Below are 5,099 nucleotides of genomic sequence, written 5' to 3' on the forward strand. Positions count from 1 at the left end.
ATGGCTGGATAGGCTCTTGAGGAAGCTGTTGATGCCTTTCCTGTCGTTGCTGTGCAAGGAAGTGGTGACCTTGCCTGCTAGCTTGGTAGCGGCCACAAAGCTGTCTTTGGCCACATCGAAACCGGTGTAAGTTTGCTCCATCATACAATGTTTATAGGTTATTCATGTGACAGAAAAGTAGCTTCTCTTGCGCTCAACATCCTGATGCAGGCTCCGGGCCTAATGAACTGTTCAAGGTAAAGAAGCCGGGTAGAGGGATTGTCATAAAGCGCGGGCTTATAGAACCCATGTTAAGCAGGAATCTTATTCCCTACCCAGTCTTTTTGTCTAAAGCTTATATACTCATTTCTTATGTTTCAGATAACGTCTACAAAAGGGGAAAAAGAGTAGCTAAGTCACTGAGAACAAACATAGGATGTTAATTAGAAGAGGTTTCTGGAAAATGTCATACTATTACTTCCCTTCTGTAACTCTTACCTTAACTTTTGTGGCTGTTAAGCCGGAAAAGCCCTTAGTCTGAATTGAGCTGGATGTAAAAAGTAGTTTTAACGTCTTCCTGGCTTTCCACCCATATTTTACCGCCTTGCTTCTCGATAATTCGCTTCACGATAAAGAGCCCCAATCCGGTTGTGGGTTCGCCTTGGGTTCCTATTCTCCTGGCCTGGGTGAATTTGTCAAAGATGGAGGGTACTAACTTAGCTGGAATACCAATACCGTTATCCTGGATTAACATCAGGGCTTTTCCCTCCTCCTGCTTTAGGGTGATGACCACCTTTCCCTCAGGTTTTGAAAATTTTATGGCGTTGGATAACAGGTTCTCTAAAACCCGCCGAAATTTATCTGGGTCCACCCATCCATAAACCGGATTATCCGGGGCATGGACCTCAACCTGAATGTTTTTGTTTTGGGCGTTGAGGGAGGACGAATCTAAAAAAGCTTTGATAAAGGGTTTTAAGTTAACTTCTTCCGGAGTGAAGTCAACAGCTTCTACTTCGCCGATGATAATTAAATCATCTATGATGGATAAGGTCTTGTCCGAAGTATCAGTAATCATTTTGACAAAGGAAAGCGATTCCTCTTGTGTCTCTTTTTCCTTGGCCGGCAGTTCCTCCAGGTTCTCTTTCAGAAAGCCTGTGGCCAGCTTGATGTTGAAGAGAGGTGACTTCAGATCATGCGCAACCATGTGCATCATGGTTTCCTGATTTTCATATAGCCTTTTGAGCTCTAATTCCAGGGACTTCCGGTTACTGATATCTTCCACAATGGTATAACCTAAGGAAATGCCCTGGTCCTGGAACAGAATAGAGCTTACCTGGCACCATAGATAGGAATTATCTTTTTTCCTGATGCTGGTTTCTATTTGAAAAGTGGGAATATTCTCCTCCCAAAGGCTCTTTTGGAGTTCTTTCCAGTGGGGTATAGAATCCGGATGAGCGAAAGTGGTAATTTTAGTGCCGATCAACTCCTCTGCGGTGTAGCCCAGCATCTGTTGCAGGGCCTCATTTACCTGGTTGATTCTTAAATCGGGGTCGATAATTTTATTGCCCAGCATCGACTGGTTAAAAATGGCTTCGAAACGGCTTTTGCTTTCTTCATACCTACTTTCTATGGCTTTCTGCTTTTCCAGCTTCGCTTTTGCTTCGGCATTTTCTAAGCGCAGTTGTTTGATTATCTCTTCTAAAGCCTGGTCTTCCTTTTTCATTGGTTTTTACTGCTTTCTGTCTTGATCGATTTGTATTCCATAGGTCTTTTAACTTAGCCTGCTGTATATACGGGAAAAGAGAAGGTGATTTATATTTAGATAAAGCGAAGCATTTTTATCTGTACACTTTGTCTCATCCTAAGATGCGTTGACTGATCAAGGGTATAATGAAGGTTAATGAAGGTATAACCAAGTTCTTTCATATACCATGTACGTATACAAGAACTTCACTTGGATTTTAAATTTTAAAGGAGTAGTTATTTATGGCAAACAAACAGGATAAAGCGCCCGCCCGCCGCACAGGCAACCCGGCAGGCGCTGCGGCGGGAGCGGGGCAGCAAAAGCAGTCGGCCAGGCAGGCAAGCAAACTTGAAGAAAGAAAACCGGCAAGCACACCTGAAGAAAGAAAACAGGGGGCAGGCGGGGCGAACTCGGACTTTTTACAGGAGAACCTGTTTTGACGGCTGCTTTGGCGGCATAAATCTCATAACAGGCAACATAGAACAAGCAAGGCTCCTCATGATGAGAGGAGCCTTGCTTGTTTTAACCTAAACTAGCGGCTTTTCTATTATTGCAGAAATTCGTCCGTTTTCCGGGACAGCGGCTTTCTCTGGACAGGGCCTGAGGCTACGTCGCCCTCCTTCTAACACCAGAATCATTTCGCCCATCAAAAGGTACTGAGCAGAAGTCACCTGTAAAACATTACTTCACTACTCCCGCGATTACAGGCTCCAGAATGGCCTTTCCATAACAGATCTTATGTTCAATAGACGAGCAATGGGTAAGTATTATAATGCGGAGTTAAAAGTTTACTCGGACCTTCATTCTATATAGGCATGTGCTAGTTTATGAATAAATCGCGCAAACCATACAAATCCGGCGATAACTCAATCTGCATTTCCAGTGCCCGCGTGATATTGTCGAATGTTGGCATCAGGTGCGCAGGAGACACTTTTTCACGCCAAAGTAGCCGGAGTATATCGATTGCTTCGCTGGTGGGCAGCGTGAGTTTGTATAAGAACGGCCCTGGGAGCATGTCTAGCTTTAGGTCCTGTGCTGACAGTTCGACCATGCTTTCTAATGTAGGGAAGCAACCTTCCCGGAGGTGGATAAGGTATGCCTGTGGGCACCAAACAAAAAGCCCCTCTTGAGCGTCAAGAAACGGAATCTTCTGCGGTGGAACCGTGAGTCTCCGCAGATATATATCAGGTTTTACCACTATGTCTAAATTCAAGGCCCACACGGCGATCTCCTTGCCCTGTGGTTTCTCAGCTGCGAAGTAGGCAGCGACGAGCGGGTTATAAGTCCAATCGAGCAGGCCGGTGGGCACCCCATGGTGCTGCGCAATCGCAAACAATGGATGCATCTTGGTTGTGCCGTTAAACAATTTATTTAACGATGAGCCTTGATCGTCTTCCAGATGCCAGAGAATTTTTGGGTGGCGTACTCTGTGCCCTGCACTGTCAGCAAGAAGGACGAAATCACGAACGACTTTTGCATGTGCAAGCGCTTGAATAGCAGTTTTACCTACACGATCTTGCCATTCAGCGGCGGTGACGCCCTGAGGAGCTTCAGCCTGTAGACCAACCCATTTCAGCCAGTCCGTGTTGCTATTGCGATATTGACGCTGGAGTAAAGCAATGTATTTATCACGCAATGTTTTCTTTCCTCTCTCTTGGGGTCGAAATGCGCTGGGTTGAAGCTTCCATTTAGCATCGCCCTGACCACGAAATACCCACCTGTTATCAATATCTGTTTTTCCTTTCCAAAGAGGATTCGACCTCCGGAGGACTTCAAGGAAGTCTCTGGCAGAGTTGAAGTCGATAGTCTTGATAACAGGGCTGTTTGTTAGTTGGTCTCTGTCCATTTGTTTACTATTGGTATGTCACACCTCCCGGCTATAGTAGTTTCATTTCGACGAATAAACCGTCCATTCAAAGTAATGTAAAGAAAACTACTTGGAGTACATCTTCCTAATCAGAATATCTATCTCGATTCCAAGCTCTGAGAATGGATTTCCTCCATAACTCATCATGTGTTTAACAGAGTTATGCGTGAAACAAGGGAAGTTCAAAGTAAGACAGCCATGCTTAGGGCCGCTGATTCTCCTTCCGTAGTACCGGAATATAGGTAAATTGCACGTTCATTTCTATCTAGTTGCCATGACACAGAAAAAGAACCACCTGCCGGAGAGCCGAGAAGCCAAAGCTCTGTTCGATAACGTGGCTGCACTCATTGAGCAAAGCAGAAGTCGTATCGCCCTCAAAGTGAACAGTGAAGTCACCCTCCTGTACTGGCGCGTCGGCAAAACCATCAACCAGGAGTTGCTTCAGGAGCAGCGTGGCGAGTACGGGGATCAGGTTATTTCCTCCCTAGCCTCTGAACTGACTAAGTCCTATGGAAGCGGCTGGGGCAAGCGCCACCTGTGGCATTGCCTACGCGTTGCGGACACTTTCCCGGAAGACCAGATTGTGAACGCACTGAGTACACAATTGAGCTGGACGCACCTGCGCATGCTGGCTGGGGTGGAGGATGAGCTGAAGCGGGTGTTTTACACCGAGCTCAGCATGCAGGAGCAGTGGAGCACGCGTGTCCTGCAGGAGCGGATGGACAGTATGCTGTTTGAGCGCTCTGCGCTGTCCAAGAAGCCCGAGGAGCTGCTCAGGCAAGAACTCAACACCCTACGGTCAGCCGGGGCCGTGACGCCTGAGCTGGTATTCAGGGACCCCTATGTGCTGGATTTTCTGGGCCTGAGCGACACGTACAGTGAACGAGACTTGGAGTCTGCTATTCTGGCTCAATTGCAGCAGTTTATCATTGAGTTGGGCAGCGACTTTGCCTTTCTTGCGCGCCAGAAGAGAATCATCATAGACAATGAGGACTTCAAGATTGACCTGCTGTTTTACCACCGCGGGCTAAAGCGCCTGGTGGCCATTGACCTGAAACTCGGCAAGTTCAGGGCCGCCTACAAAGGACAAATGGAGCTGTACCTGAAATGGCTGGACAAGTACGAGCGCAAAGAAGGAGAAGAGAGCCCTGTTGGACTAATCCTGTGTGCCGAAAAGAGCCAGGAGCAAATTGAGTTGCTGGAGCTGGACAAGGGGCATATAAGAGTCTCAGAATACCTGACGCAGCTACCTCCCAAAGAAGTGTTCGCCAGCAGGCTGCACAAAGCCATTGAACTGGCACAAGTTAAAAAGGAAGCATAATATTCTATTTTCTTAAATTCAGAAGTTAATCTATAAGAACACACAGAGTCCACGCTTTACTCTCTCCTGCTTAACATCCTATGTTTGTTCTCAGTGACTTAGCTACTCTTTTTCCCCTTTTGTAGACGTTATCTGAAACATAAGAAATGAGTATATAAGCTTTAGACAAAAAGACTGGGTAGGGAATA

Annotated in this window: 4 protein-coding genes; 2 read left to right on the forward strand and 2 right to left on the reverse strand. The window is 46.4% G+C overall.

Annotated elements, in window-relative coordinates; translation table 11 throughout:
* Positions 1 to 511: 511 nt before the first annotated feature.
* Positions 512 to 1,702 carry a PAS domain-containing sensor histidine kinase gene (locus DXT99_RS26520; RefSeq protein ID WP_115568619.1) on the reverse strand — a complete coding sequence of 397 codons (1,191 nt, stop codon included), beginning with the start codon at positions 1,700 to 1,702 and terminating at the stop codon, positions 512 to 514.
* Between the two features lie 263 nt (positions 1,703 to 1,965).
* Between DXT99_RS26520 and DXT99_RS26525 the strand changes: the two genes are divergently transcribed.
* On the forward strand, positions 1,966 to 2,163 hold the full coding sequence (locus DXT99_RS26525) for a hypothetical protein (RefSeq protein WP_115568620.1): 198 nt from the start codon (positions 1,966 to 1,968) through the stop codon (positions 2,161 to 2,163).
* 380 nt (positions 2,164 to 2,543) lie between these two features.
* Here the strand turns inward: DXT99_RS26525 and DXT99_RS26530 are convergent, their stop codons facing one another.
* Complete coding sequence (locus DXT99_RS26530; protein WP_115568621.1) at positions 2,544 to 3,569, reverse strand: FRG domain-containing protein; 1,026 nt, start codon at positions 3,567 to 3,569, stop codon at positions 2,544 to 2,546.
* Positions 3,570 to 3,864: 295 nt separating this feature from the next.
* Between DXT99_RS26530 and DXT99_RS26535 the strand changes: the two genes are divergently transcribed.
* The gene (locus DXT99_RS26535) at positions 3,865 to 4,911 is read left to right on the forward strand and encodes a PDDEXK nuclease domain-containing protein (RefSeq protein WP_115568622.1); all 1,047 of its coding nucleotides are present in this window, start codon (positions 3,865 to 3,867) and stop codon (positions 4,909 to 4,911) included.
* Positions 4,912 to 5,099 lie beyond the last annotated feature (188 nt).

Source organism: Pontibacter diazotrophicus, assembly GCF_003367245.1.
GTDB classification, from domain to species: domain Bacteria; phylum Bacteroidota; class Bacteroidia; order Cytophagales; family Hymenobacteraceae; genus Pontibacter; species Pontibacter diazotrophicus.

Excerpts from the sequence above, each read along its gene's own strand:
- DXT99_RS26520 (WP_115568619.1), bottom strand. The coding sequence starts at position 1,702 with ATGAAAAAGGAAGACCAGGCTTTAGAAGAGATAATCAAACAACTGCGC.
- DXT99_RS26525 (WP_115568620.1), top strand. The coding sequence starts at position 1,966 with ATGGCAAACAAACAGGATAAAGCGCCCGCCCGCCGCACAGGCAACCCG.
- DXT99_RS26530 (WP_115568621.1), bottom strand. The coding sequence starts at position 3,569 with ATGGACAGAGACCAACTAACAAACAGCCCTGTTATCAAGACTATCGAC.
- DXT99_RS26535 (WP_115568622.1), top strand. The coding sequence starts at position 3,865 with ATGACACAGAAAAAGAACCACCTGCCGGAGAGCCGAGAAGCCAAAGCT.